This is a genomic window from Nocardioides zeae (assembly GCF_010686755.1).
GTDB classification, from domain to species: domain Bacteria; phylum Actinomycetota; class Actinomycetes; order Propionibacteriales; family Nocardioidaceae; genus Nocardioides; species Nocardioides zeae.
Map to the genome: position 1 here is coordinate 33,496 of NZ_JAAGXA010000012.1, position 12,979 is coordinate 46,474.

A 12,979-nucleotide genomic window follows, 5' to 3' on the forward strand; every position below is an offset into this window, starting at 1 on the left:
GCGAGGGGGTCCGACGGGGCACCAAGGCGCCGGTGCGGCCTGCCCTGGCGCGTACCGTGAGGGCCCGACCGGGCCGACGAGGGGAGCCGTGTGAGCACCACGCTGCGCAGCAGCCACCGCATCGACGCACCCGAGGTGCCGACCGGGCAGATCGTGCTGCAGCCGCCGCCCCAGATCCAGGAGCACGAGGGCGCCAGCGGCGTGCTCATGAACGCGATCCCGATGCTGGGCAGCATCGGCTCGATCGTCGTCATCGCCTCGCTCTCCAGCCAGGGCGGCACGACCGGCGGACGCTCCATGCTGGCCGCGGGCATGTTCCTGTTCGCGACCCTCGGCTTCGTCGCCGTGCAGATCGACCGGCAGCGCAAGCAGCGCAACCAGCAGGTGACGGGGTCGCGCACGGAGTACCTGCGCTACCTCGCCGGCATCCGCCAGGCCGCGCGTGACTCGGCCGACCGCCAGCGCGAGGCGCTCACCTGGCACCACCCCTCCCCCGATGCCCTGCCCGCCGTGGCCGAGGACCGCACCCGGCTGTGGGAGCGCGCGTCCGGCGACCCCCACTTCCTGCAGGTGCGCTGGGGCGTCTGCCCGCAGCCGCTCTCCGTGGAGCTGGTGCCCCCGGAGAGCGCCCCCATCGACCAGGTCGACCCCGCGGCCGCCTCGGCCCTCCACCGCCTCCTCGTCGTGCACCGCGTGCAGCCCGGCCTGCCGGCGTCGGTCGACCTGCGGGCCTTCGACCGCGTCGAGGTCTGCGGCCCCGAGGAGCAGGCGCGCTCGCTCGCACGGGCGATGCTCACCAGCGCGGTCGCCTTCCACGGCCCCGAGCAGGTCGTCGTCGCGGTGCTCAGCTCGGAGGCCAACCTCGAGCACTGGGACTGGCTGAAGTGGCTGCCGCACGCGCAGAGCGCGCAGCAGTCCGACGCCGTCGGCCCCATGCGGATGGTGAGCACCTCCATCGACGACCTCGGTGCGCTCCTGCCGCCCGACCTCGCCGAGCGTCCCCGCTTCGGCGCGGACGAGCGCGCGGCCACGCCCCACGTGGTGCTCGTCGTCGACGGCGGCATCCTGCCGCCCGGCAACCACGTCATCCCGCCGGACGGCCTCCACGGCGTCACGGTGATCGACCTGCCCGCGCGGTGGGAGGAGCTCGAGGACCCGACCCGCCTGCGCCTCGAGGTCGTCGGCGAGGAGTCCGACGGCCGCCCGCGCATCGACGCCATCCGCGTGCGCACCGAGATCGTGCACGGCACCGGCGACCAGTGCTCCATCGCGAGCGCCGAGGCCCTGGCCCGACGGCTCACCCCGCTGCACACGGTCGCGAGCGGCGACACCGGCGAGGGCAGCAACCCCGCGGAGATGTCCGGCCCCACCGACTTCATGGACATGCTCGGCCTCGGCGACGTGCACGGCTACGACCCCGCGGGCGCGTGGCGTCCCCGCCCGGCCCGCGACCGCCTGCGCGTGCCGATCGGCACCGGTGACGGCGGGCTCGTCCACCTCGACATCAAGGAGTCCGCCCAGCAGGGCATGGGCCCCCACGGCCTCGTCATCGGCGCGACCGGCTCCGGCAAGTCGGAGTTCCTGCGCACCCTGGTGCTCGGCCTCGCCATGACGCACTCCTCCGAGCAGCTCAACATGGTGCTCGTCGACTTCAAGGGCGGCGCCACCTTCGCCGGCATGTCGGAGATGCCGCACGTCTCGGCCGTCATCACCAACCTCAGCCAGGAGCTCACCCTCGTCGACCGCATGCAGGACGCGCTGTCCGGCGAGATGGTGCGGCGCCAGGAGCTCCTGCGCGAGGCGGGCAACTACGCCTCGATCCGCGACTACGAGCGGGCACGCGCCGGCGGCGAGGACCTCGCGCCCCTGCCGTCCCTGTTCATCGTGGTCGACGAGTTCTCCGAGATGCTCACGGCCAAGCCCGAGTTCATCGACCTGTTCGTCGCCATCGGTCGCCTCGGCCGGTCGCTCGGGCTCCACCTGCTGCTCGCCTCCCAGCGCCTGGAGGAGGGCCGTCTCCGCGGCCTCGAGTCCCACCTGTCCTACCGGGTCGGCCTCCGCACCTTCTCGGCCGGCGAGTCCCGCGCCGTCCTCGGCGTGCCGGACGCCTACGAGCTGCCCGCGGTGCCGGGCCTCGGCTACCTCAAGCCCGACCAGTCCACGCTGCTGCGCTTCAAGGCGGCGTACGTCTCCGGTCCCCCGCCCGCGAGCTCGCGCGCCACGGTGCGCCGCGACGAGGGCGGCAACGTGCGCGGCATCCTCCCGTTCACGATCTCCGAGGTGCAGACCCTCGAGCCGCTCGAGGACGAGGTGGCGCCGGTGCAGGAGGTGCGCCCGGCCGCGCAGGGCGAGCAGCCCTCGCTCCTCGACATCGCCGTCGACCGCATGCACGGCAAGGGTCCCTCCGCCCACTCGGTGTGGCTCCCGCCGCTCGACGTGCCCGACACCCTCGACCAGCTCATGCCGGACCTGACGACCACGCCCGACGCGGGACTCGTCTCCCCCCACTGGCGCAGCATGGGCGGCCTCGTGGTCCCCCTCGGCACGGTCGACCGGCCGCGGGAGCAGCGGCGCGACACCCTCACCATCGACATGGCCGGCGCCGGCGGTCACGTCGCGGTGGTCGGCGGTCCCCGCAGCGGCAAGAGCACGCTGCTGCGCACCATCGTCACCAGCACGGCGCTCACCACGACCCCGCTCGAGTCCCAGTTCTTCGTGCTCGACTTCGGCGGCGGCACCTTCGCGCCGCTGGCCCGGCTCCCGCACGTCGCGGGCGTGGGCACGCGGGCCGAGCCCGACGTCGTACGCCGGATCATCGCCGAGGTGCAGGGCATCGTCGACCGTCGCGAGGCCTACTTCCGCAACCAGGGCATCGACTCCATCGAGACCTACCGGACGCGCCGTCGGCAGGGGCGCGCCGACGACGGGTACGGCGACGTGTTCCTCGTCGTCGACGGCTGGAGCACCCTCCGCTCCGACTTCGACGACATCGAGATGTCGCTGCAGCAGCTCGCGGGACGGGGCCTCACCTTCGGTCTCCACATCGTCGTGGGCGCCTCGCGCTGGCCCGACTTCCGCGCCGCGATGCGCGACGTCTTCGGCACGCGGCTCGAGCTGCGGCTCGGCGACCCCATCGACTCCGAGATCGACCGCAAGATCGCCGCACTGGTGCCGACCGGCCGGCCCGGCCGGGGCCTCGTGCCCGGCAAGCTGCACTTCCTCGGCGCCCTCCCCCGCGTCGACACCACGCCCGACCCGGCCACCATCGGGGACGGGGTCGACGACCTCGTGCGCCGCGTCACCGAGGCGTGGACCGGGCCGACCGGACCGAAGCTGCGGCTGCTCCCCGAGCAGATCGAGGCGGACCGGGTGCTCGCCCAGGCCGCCGAGACCCCGCTCGACGGCGGCCGGACCCTGGCCGACAGCGGCCGCATCCTCCTCGGCGTCAACGAGAAGGAGCTGGCCCCGATCGGGCTCGACGTCGATGCCGAGCCCCACCTGCTCGTCTTCGGCGACGGCCGCTCCGGGAAGAGCGCGCTGCTGCGGTCCTACGTGCGGGAGGTCATGCGCACCCGCACGCCGAAGCAGGCACAGGTCGTGGTCGTCGACTACCGACGGTCGCTGCTCGGCGAGGTGCCGGACGAGTACCAGCTCAACTACCTGACGAGCGCCGCCCAGGCGACGCCGCTGCTGCGGGACCTGGCGAAGTACCTCGAGAACCGCATCCCCGGCCCCGACGTCACCCCCGACCAGCTGCGCAACCGCTCGTGGTGGCAGGGGTCGGAGGTGTTCGTGGTGATCGACGACTACGACCTCGTCTCGACCGGTCAGAACTCGCCCGTCCAGCCGCTGCAGCCGCTGCTCGCCCAGGCCCGCGACGTCGGTCTGCACGTCGTGCTCGCCCGCCGCTCGGGTGGTGCGTCGCGGGCGCTGTACGAGCCGGTGATCCAGTCCCTGCGCGACCTGGCGATGCCCGGCATCGTGCTGTCGGGCTCGCCCGACGAGGGTGCGCTGATCGGCAACGTGCGTCCCCAGAAGGCTCCGCCCGGACGCGGCCGGCTGGTGACGCGGGACCGTGGCACGGAGGTCGTGCAGCTGTCCTGGTCGCCGCCGACGGACCTCTGACCTGCGGTGGAGCCGCGCCGACGGGAGCACGTGCGCGCCCGTCGGCGTCCCTCCGTCCGTATGATCGCCGGGTGATCTTCAAGCGGGTGGGCAGCGGGCGCCCCTACCCGGCCCACGGCCTCGACGCCAAGGGCTGGGCGGCGGTGCCACCTCGGCAGGTGCGGCTCGACCAGCTGGTGACCACGAAGGACACCCTCCAGCTGGCGGCGCTGCTCGACGAGGACTCGACGTTCTTCGGCGACCTCTTCGCCCACGTCGTCGTCTGGCGCGGCGAGCTGTTCCTCGAGGACGGCCTCCACCGCGCGCTGCGGGCCGCCCTGCAGCAGCGCAACGTGCTCCACGCGCGGGTCGTGGTGATCGACTCGTGAGCGACGCCATCGACAGCCGGGTCCGCACCGCGATCACGATGACCGTGCTCGTGGTCCTCCTCCTGGCCGCGGCCATCTGGGGGTGGACCCGCCTGACCGCGCCCGTCCCGGCCCCCGAGCTGGGCACGGCGAGCAGCGGCGTCTGCACGCCGCGCGACTACGAGGCCGGCGCGACGCTGACGGCCGCCGACGTCGTCGTCAACGTCTACAACGCGAGCGGCCGCTCCGGCCTCGCCCAGCAGACGATGACGGCCCTGACGGGCCGCGGCTTCACCGCCGGGAACACCGGCAACGCCCCCGAGGGCGCCGAGGTCGCGCGGGTGGAGATCCGCACCAACAACATCTCGTCGACGGCCGTCGGCATCCTGCGGGCCAACCTCGGCGACCCGGTGGTCGTCACGCTCGACGAGGACGTCGACGCCGTGACGCTCTACGTCGGGCCCGGCTGGGACGACCTCAAGGGCGAGGAGGGCTCGCGCACCGTGCCGGTCGCCGAGACCATCTGCGGGCCCAACGACGTGCCGCTGCCCTGATCTGGGCTGGGCTGGGCTGGTCTGGGCGCACAGTTCCGGGCCTCCCCGGCGCGCCCGCCCCCTCGCCGTACCCGCGACGTCATGCACCCCGGCGTCCCGGGCCGGCGGTTCGCACGACGCCCGCGAGGTGGTTCAGGCCTTGCGCCCCCACCGCGCCAGGCGGCCGTGGCGGGACACGAGGCGCAGGCGCTCCTCCGTGCTCTCGCGGAGCCCCCGCGGGGTGACGATGATGAGGTCGTCGCCGCGGCGGAGCGCCGTCGTGGGCTCCGGCACGAGCACCGAGTCGCCCCGCACGACCAGCGAGATCGAGGCGCCGACGGGCAGCCGCAGCTCGCCGACCTCCACGCCGTGGAGGTGGGACTCCTCCGCGATGCGCACCTGGAGCAGGTCGGCCGCGACCCGCTCGAGCGGGGCGGCCTCCACCTCGAGGTCCCGCAGCTCCTGGCCGTCGACCAGGCCGAGCCAGCGCGCCACCCACGGCAGCGTGGGGCCGGTGAGCAGCGTGTAGGCGACCACCAGCACGAACACGATGTCGAAGAGCTGGGTCGCCCCCGGCACCCCCGCGGCGAGGGGGATGGTGGCGAAGACGATGGGTACGGCGCCGCGCAGGCCCGCCCACGACAGGAACGCCTGGTCGCGCCAGGGGGCACGTTGCACCAGCGAGCTGACCGCCACCGACAGCGGACGCGCGACGGCGGTGAGGATGAACCCGGCGACGAGCGCGATCCCGATCGTGTGCCAGGTCAGCCGCTCGGGCGTCAGCAGCAGGCCCAGCATGATGAAGAGGCCGATCTGCGCCAGCCAGGCGACCCCCTCGACGAACGACCGGGTCGCCGCCCGGTGGGGCAGGTCGGCGTTGCCGAGCACGAGGGCCGCGACGTACACGGCGGCGAAGCCGGACGCGTGCGCGAGCGCGCCGAGACCGTAGGCGAGGACGGTCAGGCAGACCACCGCGAGGGGGTAGAGGCCGGAGGACGGGAGCGCGGCCCGCCGCATCGTCCAGGCGCCGGCCCACCCCACGGCCAGCCCGACGGCCAGCCCCACGACGAGCTCGTAGAGGATCTCCAGCCCCATCGCCAGCACCCCGTGCTCGAGGGCTCCGCCGGCGCTCACGAGCACCACGAGCACCACGGTCGGGGCGTCGTTGAGGCCCGACTCGGCCTCGAGGACGCCGGTGATGCGCCGGGGCAGCGGCACGACGCGCAGCACCGAGAAGACGGCGGCGGCGTCGGTCGCCGACGTGGCAGCGCCGAGGAGCACCGCGATCTGCCACGGCAGCCCGAGGAGGTAGTGCACCCCGACCGCGACGACGGTCACCGAGACGGCCATCCCGATCGTGGCCAGGGCGAGACCCAGGGGCATGCTGGGCCGGATCTCGCGCCAGTCGGTGGTGAGTCCGCCCTCCGCGAGGATGACGACGAGCGCGCCGAAGCCGATGGCGTGGGCGAGGGAGGCGTCGGAGAACTCGATGCCCAGGCCCGACGAGCCGAGGACGACCCCCATCAGCAGGTAGAGGATGAGGCTGGGCAGCCCGGCGCGCGAGGAGACGCGCACGGCCAGGATGGCGAGGAGCGTGACGGCCGACCCGACGAGGAGGAAGACGTCGAGGTCGTGCGCGTCGAACGTCACGGGCTCACCTCGGGGATCGGCATCGGGCTGATTCTACGAAAGCGACGACGGAGCGCGCGGGCGAACGCCGGTGACGTGCCTGGGGACCGGGAGGGGGCCGGGCCCGTCGTCCGTCCCCAACCCGCCGGAGGCGCTCCGTGTTCCCCAGGTACGCCGCGGGCCCACCCACGCGCGTCCGACCTGCGGTTCGCTTCTCGTGGGTCGCGGACCGCGGCCGCGAAGGAGAGGGGGACCACCGTGCTGCTGCCGGACACGGCCGCGCTCCGGGCGCTGGCCACGACCTACCACGACCGCTCGGCCGATCTCCGCGACGAGGCGGCCGCCCTCGTCGCGAGGGCCACGTCGGCGCCCTGGCAGGGCGTCGCCGCGGAGGCCATGCGAGCCGCGGCCCGCGCCGCGGCCGACCGCCTGCGGGCGACGGCCGACGAGCACGCCGACGCCGGAGCGGCGCTGGCGCAGCACGCGGCGCAGGTGGAGGCCACGCTCGAGCTCATCGCGGGCCTGCGGCAGCGGTTCCTCGAGCTCGCGGCCTCCGTCGGCGCGACGCTCGTCGACGTGGCGGGCGACGTGCTCGACGCCGCCGGTGCGCTCGGGGACGCCGTGGGCGCCGTGGGCAATGCCGTCGGCGGGCTCGGGGACCTGGTCGGCATCGGCGGCGACGACGCAGCGGCCGAGCTCCGCGACCGGCTCTCGCGCATCCGGGTCCCGGCGCCGGGCGACCCCGCCTGGCTCGACCTCGACGTCCCGGGCCTCCGGTGAGCGGCGACGACCGCCTCCCGTCGCTCACCACGACGGGCGGCGCGGGTGGCTTCGACGCCCAGCTGGAGGCGGTGCGGGGGCTCGCGGCGGAGTACGACGCGGCCGCCGGGCGGCTCGTCCGCCTCGGGGGCGGCGCCGCGGCGACGCTCGTCGACCCGACGCTGGTCGGCAGCGCGCCCTGGTCCCCGGCCACCTTCGCCGCGGCCGAGGCGTGCGTCGCGGACCTCAACACGGGACCGACCGGGCTCCCCGCCGGGGCAGCCGGGTGGTGGGCGCAGGCGGCCGCGGTGCGCGCGGCAGCCAGCCTGCTCGAGGAGGCCGACGCGCTCGTGGCCGACCTCCACCACGACCTGCGGCACCTGGCGGCGTACCAGTCGGGCTGGCTCCTCGGCACGCTCGGCCGCGCCGTCGGGCTCGACGCCGACGCCCTGCGTCCGGACGGGTCCGCCGCCGACCTGCGCGGCCTGGCGGCACGACTCTCGGGGTCGGGCGGGGAGGGACACGACGCAGGCGCAGCGCTGGAGGCCTGGGCGATGGCCGAACCGGAGCAGGTCGAGACCCTCGTGGCGTGGGCACCCGGGCTCCTCGAGGGCGCCTGGGACTCGGGTGACGCGCTGCCGACGCCGTTCGGCGGTCGGTGGTACCTCCCGAGCGTCGGGGTCGCGGCCGGCGTCCTGGGCCTCTGGTACGTCGACGGTCGCGCCCACGTCGAGCGCGTCGCCGCCACGACGAGCCGTGCCCCGGCCGACCTCGCCGGCGGGGTCGCGGCCCTCGACCGGGTCAACGAGCTGTCCACCGCCGAGCGCCCCGGGGGCAACGGCACGATCGAGGTCCAGCGCATCGGCTCCGGTGAGCGGGCCCGGTGGGTGGTCCTGCTGCCGGGCACCGACGACCCCGCGACCCGCCCGGGGGAGCAGGACGACGACGTCCGCGACCTCGGCACCAACCTGCGGGCGATGGCGGGGCAGTCCACGGCCTACCAGCGCGGCATCGAGGCGGCGATGACCGACGCGGGCATCGGGCCCGACGACCCGGTGACGATCTGGGGTCACTCCCAGGGCGGCATGGCGGCGGTCCAGGTCGCCAGCGGCGGCCGCTTCGCGGTGGAGGACGTCATCACGCTGGGATCACCGGTCGGAGCGATGCCGCCCGTCCCGGACGGCGTGCGCGTCACCTCGCTGGAGAACGAGCGGGACGTCCTCGTGCTCCTCGACGGCTTGCCCAACCCCGACCGCGTCGAGCACCTCACGGTGCGCTTCGCCGGAGGCGGCACGACGCTCGGGGAGGCGCACTCCCTGGCGGAGTACGCCCGGGGCGCGGCGGCGGTGGACGCCGCGACCGACCCGGTCGTGCGGCACCGCGTGGAGGAGCTGCGCGCCTCGGGGGCGCTCGGGGCCGGGGAGCCTGCGGTCTCGTGGACCTACCGGATCACCCGCGAGGGAGTCGGATGACCCACCGCTCAGGGATAGCCGCTCGGGTTCTGCGACTGCCAGCGCCACACGTCGGCGACCATGTCCTGGAGGGACCGGCGGGCCTGCCACCCCAGCTCCTCCGCCGCCCGGGTCGTGTCGGCCCAGTAGGCGGGCAGGTCCCCGGCGCGACGCCCGACCACCTCGTGGGGCAGCTCGCGGCCGACGACCGCGCAGAAGGCGTCGAAGAGCTCGCGCACGCTCGTGCCCCGGCCACCGCCGAGGTTGAACGCGCGCACGGGGGTGACCTGCCGGTCGAGGTGCTCGAGCGCGGCGACGTGGCCCTCGGCCAGGTCCACGACGTGGATGTAGTCCCGCAGGCAGGTCCCGTCGGGGGTGTCGTAGTCGTCACCGAAGATGGCGAGGCGCTCCCGACGCCCGACGGCGACCTGCGCGACGAAGGGCATCAGGTTGTTGGGCACGCCCTGCGGGTCCTCGCCCATCCGTCCGGACGGGTGCGCTCCCACGGGGTTGAAGTACCGCAGCAGCGCCACCCGCAGGCCCGGCGTGGCGGCGGCGTGGTCGGTCAGCACCTGCTCGGTCATCACCTTGGTGCGCCCGTAGGGGCTGGCGGCGGCGAGCGGGGCGTAGGTCTCGACGTACGGCACGGGGGCGTGGTCGCCGTAGACGGTGGCGGAGGAGGAGAAGACGAACCGGTCGACGCCGTGGCGTCCCATGGCCTCGAGGAGCGAGAAGGTCGCGTCGAGGTTGGTGCGGTAGTAGCGCAGCGGCTGAGCGGCGCTCTCGCCGACCGCCTTGAGGCCGGCGAAGTGGATGACGGCATCGGGCCGGTGCTCGGCCACGAGGTCGTCGGTGCGGCCCGCGTCCGTCAGGTCGACCTCCGCGAACGGCACCGCGACGCCCGCGAGCTCGCGCATCCGGTCGAGCACCGCCGGCCGGGCGTTGGAGAAGTCGTCGGCCACCACCACCTCGTGGCCGGCCCCGAGCAACGACAGCACCGTGTGGGAGCCGATGTAGCCGGCGCCGCCGGCGACCAGGATGCGCACCCGGTCATCGTAGGGACGCCCGCCCGGTGGGGTGGGGTGATCGGCCTCGCGGGCGCTGTGATGTTTCGCGGTAGGACGAGGGGGAAGGCAGGACCACCGACGTCGGGGGATGGACGCAGAAGAGTGCGGCACACGACGAAAGGGCGACGGAGATGTATGGCGATGCGGCAGTGATCCGCAGACGCGCGTCGGAGCTGGACGAGCAGGCGGTCGACATCCGCGCCTTGGCGGACCGGTTGGTCGCGGGCGCCGACTCGGTCGGCTGGACCGGACGCGCGGCCGACGACCTGCGGCTGCGCATGCGTGACCGGGCCGCCCAGCTGCGCGACGTCGCCGGGCAGCACCAGGAGGCCGGGCAGGCCCTGGCCAAGCACGCCGGGGCGGTCGGCGACGTGAAGGACGCGATCGCGGGCATCGAGCGCCGGGCGCACTCGCTGGTCGCCGACGCCCGCAACCGGCAGGCCGAGCTGGCGACCTTCGACGACGCGGTGGGCGTGCAGCGCACCCTGAGCCCCGCCGACCAGCAGCTGGTCGACTTCGACCCCCCGCCGCCGGGCCACAAGGACTGGCTCTCCGTCTCCCTCCCGGGACTGTGAGGAAGCAACCATGACGACGATCGATCTCGGCGTTCCGAGTCCCACCCCCACCCACCTCTTCGACCGGCTGCCCCGCCGTGTGGCCCTCACGCTGCCCGAGCTGCGGTTCTGCGCGCAGCGCGCCGGCGACGCCCCGCTCCCCTTCGTCGACGTCCCTGCCGACACCGCTGCCGCTCGCGCGGACGGTGCGGTCCCGGACGCCCTCGCCGACCGCCTCGGCGTGCGGCCCGCGGACGACGACGCGACGGCGTACGCGGAGGCGGTCGCCTCCCTCGGCGACCCGTCCGCGTCGCTGACCCGCCGCGGCCTGCTGACGGACGCCGGCGTCGACGCCGGGATCATCGGCGCCATCGGCCTGCTGGCCACTCCCCGCATCGGGGTCGACATCGACGTGGTCGTCGCCGGCGGAGCACGGGCCAAGGCGTGGCACCGCCAGGCCGACGGCGCCGTCGCCAGCCTCGCCACCGCCGACGGCCTCGTGTTCGAGCTCGCCTGGTTCGACAGCGAGGCCTGGCCCGACGAGCTGCGGCGCGTCGCCGCCGTGCCCGAGGACGTGCCGTTGGCCCCGTCGTCGGTGCCGGAGGCCGTCGACCTGCCGTACGAGCTGGTGGACGCCGCCGGCGAGGCGCTCCGGAGCAACCGCTCCGACGTGCTGCCCGCCCTCGTGGCGCAGCACTCCGGCGAGGTGCAGGACGCCGAGGGTCGCGTGCTGTCGGACGGCGAGGTCCTCACCCTCGTCCGCGCGCTCCACGACGAGACCCAGGGCCGCGTCCGCGCGATGGTGGCCGACGTCGGCACCGGGAGCACCACCGTGGGGATCGTCTCGTGGGTGCTGCTCGCCGACGGCTGGCACGGCCTGCGCCCCCACCGTGACGGCGACCGCCAGCGAGTGGACGTGCACCGGGTGGAGCCCGGCGACTTCCCCGCGGCGCTCGCGCCCGTGCTCGCGGAGGTGGCGGGATGACGACACGACCAGCCGGCCCCGCACGACCGGACGACTCGGAGGAACCGGTGGACCAGGTGACGCACACCGACGACGACGCCCACGACGCGCACGACCCCCGGGAGACGAGCGCGGCGGCGCGCGCGGCGGTGCAGCAGGACACGTACGACCAGATGCTCGCCCTCGCCGACCTCTTCGACGCCACGGGTGACGACCTCCGTGCACGCGCCCGCCTCGGCGAGGCGATCCTCGTCGACGACGACGTCACGGCCTCCGCCCCGCTCTCGCCCCGCACCTGGGAGGACGCGGAGGCGGAGATCCGCGCGGCGACGCTCGGCAAGCACGGGCTGCTGAACCGCTCGCTCGAGCTCGACGCGGACGCGCTCGCCGTGCGGGCCACCGTGCTCACCTACCGCTGGATCGACGAGCTGCAGGACGTCGCCTACCGCACGCTCGGGTCGGTCGCCGGCCGGGCGATCGGCTACCTGGCGCCCGAGGTCGCGCTGGGCGGCGCGATCGTGTCGGCCGGGCTGATCGAGACCGATGCGATGGAGCGGGACGGGCTGGCGGCGTACCTCGGCGAGCTCGCCGAGCAGAACCCCGAGCTCCTCGACCACGTCACCAGCGGCGGCGGCGGTCTCGTCGAGAGCCTCCAGCTGCGGTCGCTGCTGACGGCGAGCTACCTCGCCGGCGAGCGCGGCGCGGCTGCCGGGCGGGCCGGGCTGGAGACCGTCGGGGCCAGCACCTTCGCCTCCGACGCGGGCGCCGCCTTCCGCGACATCGCCGTCGCGCTCGTGGACGACGAGACCGACGACGCCACGACCGCCGACGCCGGCACCGCGACCGTCGACGACCTGCGCGCCCCCCGCTCCATCGAGGAGCTCATGAGCGCGCTGGCGGCGACCACGCGTCGCGTCCAGGTGCAGCGGGTCGGCGCCGACCGCTACATCGCCTACCTGCCGGGGCCGGACGCGCACACCCCGGCGCGGCTGCGCCTCGTCGGCGGTGACCACGGGGCGTACGGCGCGGAGGTCGTCGCCGCGGTCGAGCAGGCTGTCGGTGACACGACCGGCGCACGCGTCATGCTCGTCGGCTCCGCCCAGGGCGGTCTCGCGGCCGCCGAGGTCGCGGCCGAGGCGTCGTCCGACAAGTTCACGATCGAGCAGGTCGTCACCGCCGGAGCCCCGTCGTCGCAGGTCACCCGGGTGCCGGAGCCGATCCGCGTGCTGTCGCTCGAGGACCGCGGCGACCCCGTGGCCCTGCTCGGGTCGCTCATCAACCAGGGCGTCGGCAACCGCGTGACCGTCGTCTTCGACGGGGACGACGCGCGGCGAGCCGGCGGGCAGGACCTGTACGTCGCGGGCGGACGCGCGGCCGACGCCTCGAGCCACCCGGCGCTCCGGGCCGAGATCGACCGCCTCACGGAGCTGGGCTACCTGGCGGTCTGACCACCGTCTCGGGGGTCGTGGGGGGGGGGGCGGGGGGGGGGGGGGGGGGGGCCCCCCCCCCCCCCCCCCGGGGGGGGGGGGGGGCAGGAGGCGGGGGGAGCC

The 12,979-nt window shown here is 75.1% G+C and carries 10 protein-coding genes; 8 read left to right on the forward strand and 2 right to left on the reverse strand.

Going from position 1 to position 12,979, the window contains the following annotated elements:
* The first annotated feature begins 90 nt into the window (after positions 1-90).
* The 3 genes from eccCa to G3T38_RS22310 all read left to right on the forward strand — a co-directional run bounded on the left by eccCa (position 91) and on the right by G3T38_RS22310 (position 5,026).
* The gene (gene eccCa / locus G3T38_RS16145; protein ID WP_163773352.1) at positions 91-4,125 is read left to right on the forward strand and encodes a type VII secretion protein EccCa; all 4,035 of its coding nucleotides are present in this window, start codon (positions 91-93) and stop codon (positions 4,123-4,125) included.
* 71 nt (positions 4,126-4,196) lie between these two features.
* On the forward strand, positions 4,197-4,493 hold the full coding sequence (locus G3T38_RS16150; protein ID WP_163773353.1) for a type II toxin-antitoxin system VapB family antitoxin: 297 nt from the start codon (positions 4,197-4,199) through the stop codon (positions 4,491-4,493).
* The gene (locus G3T38_RS22310; protein ID WP_163773354.1) at positions 4,490-5,026 is read left to right on the forward strand and encodes a LytR C-terminal domain-containing protein; all 537 of its coding nucleotides are present in this window, start codon (positions 4,490-4,492) and stop codon (positions 5,024-5,026) included. Before G3T38_RS16150 ends, G3T38_RS22310 begins: the two co-directional genes overlap by 4 nt.
* 132 nt (positions 5,027-5,158) lie before the next feature.
* On the opposite strand, the gene G3T38_RS16160 is transcribed toward G3T38_RS22310, so the two are convergent.
* On the reverse strand, positions 5,159-6,655 hold the full coding sequence (locus G3T38_RS16160; RefSeq protein ID WP_163773355.1) for a potassium/proton antiporter: 1,497 nt from the start codon (positions 6,653-6,655) through the stop codon (positions 5,159-5,161).
* A 237-nt stretch (positions 6,656-6,892) separates the two neighbouring features.
* Between G3T38_RS16160 and G3T38_RS16165 the strand changes: the two genes are divergently transcribed.
* Together G3T38_RS16165 and G3T38_RS16170 are read left to right on the forward strand one after the other, a co-directional pair.
* On the forward strand, positions 6,893-7,414 hold the full coding sequence (locus tag G3T38_RS16165; protein WP_163773356.1) for a hypothetical protein: 522 nt from the start codon (positions 6,893-6,895) through the stop codon (positions 7,412-7,414).
* On the forward strand, positions 7,411-8,865 hold the full coding sequence (locus G3T38_RS16170) for a hypothetical protein (RefSeq protein ID WP_163773357.1): 1,455 nt from the start codon (positions 7,411-7,413) through the stop codon (positions 8,863-8,865). Before G3T38_RS16165 ends, G3T38_RS16170 begins: the two co-directional genes overlap by 4 nt.
* A gap of 8 nt (positions 8,866-8,873) precedes the next feature.
* Here G3T38_RS16170 and galE read toward each other — a convergent pair whose 3' ends face one another.
* On the reverse strand, positions 8,874-9,890 hold the full coding sequence (gene galE, locus G3T38_RS16175) for a UDP-glucose 4-epimerase GalE (RefSeq protein ID WP_163773358.1): 1,017 nt from the start codon (positions 9,888-9,890) through the stop codon (positions 8,874-8,876).
* A gap of 170 nt (positions 9,891-10,060) precedes the next feature.
* On the opposite strand from galE, the gene G3T38_RS16180 reads away from it, so the two are divergent.
* From G3T38_RS16180 to G3T38_RS16190, 3 genes are read left to right on the forward strand one after another with little or no spacing between them, the layout of a single operon-like run.
* The gene (locus G3T38_RS16180; RefSeq protein WP_338037708.1) at positions 10,061-10,486 is read left to right on the forward strand and encodes a hypothetical protein; all 426 of its coding nucleotides are present in this window, start codon (positions 10,061-10,063) and stop codon (positions 10,484-10,486) included.
* 10 nt (positions 10,487-10,496) lie between these two features.
* A complete protein-coding gene (locus G3T38_RS16185) occupies positions 10,497-11,450 on the forward strand; it encodes a hypothetical protein (protein WP_163773360.1) in 954 nt (317 codons plus the stop codon).
* Positions 11,447-12,877 carry a hypothetical protein gene (locus G3T38_RS16190; RefSeq protein WP_163773361.1) on the forward strand — a complete coding sequence of 477 codons (1,431 nt, stop codon included), beginning with the start codon at positions 11,447-11,449 and terminating at the stop codon, positions 12,875-12,877. Before G3T38_RS16185 ends, G3T38_RS16190 begins: the two co-directional genes overlap by 4 nt.
* Positions 12,878-12,979 lie beyond the last annotated feature (102 nt).